Annotated in this window: 1 protein-coding gene; it reads right to left on the minus strand. The window is 60.9% G+C overall.

All coding sequences use genetic code 11. The features are described 5' to 3' along the window. Positions 1-298, minus strand: a 298-nt coding sequence (locus AC1D0P_RS30100) for a 6,7-dimethyl-8-ribityllumazine synthase (protein WP_477680080.1), incomplete at its 3' end; no start/stop codon positions are given. Positions 299-432 lie beyond the last annotated feature (134 nt).

The following is a 432-nucleotide window of genomic DNA, read 5'->3' on the forward strand; positions in this document are numbered from 1 at the left end:
GATCCATCAGCGCACGTGCCGATTCATTGGCGACGACGTCGAAATGGTAGGTCTCGCCGCGGATGATCATGCCGAGCGCGACGAAGCCGTCATATTCGGTGCCGTCCTCATCTGCGGCGTCGAGCGCCATGGAGATTGCCGGCGGGATTTCGAGCGCGCCGGGCACGGTGATGACGTCATAGGTGGCTCCGGCCGCCTTCAGCGCCTCGGTGGCGCCTTCCAGCAAAGCATCCGCCATGTCGTCGTAGAAACGCGCCTCGACGATCAACAGATGCGGTTTGTTCTTCTTCTTGGCCATGTTTTCCTCGGAAAATGTGCAAATCGGCGCCCGGCCGTCGTTTGGCCCCGGTCAAACCACGGACGATGCGCCTTGGCAAGGGGTTTTTCGCCTATCCAGCCCCCCGGAAAATGCATCCGCATCACACTTGGCAA

It is taken from the genome of Polaromonas sp. P1_G2 (assembly GCF_056405515.1).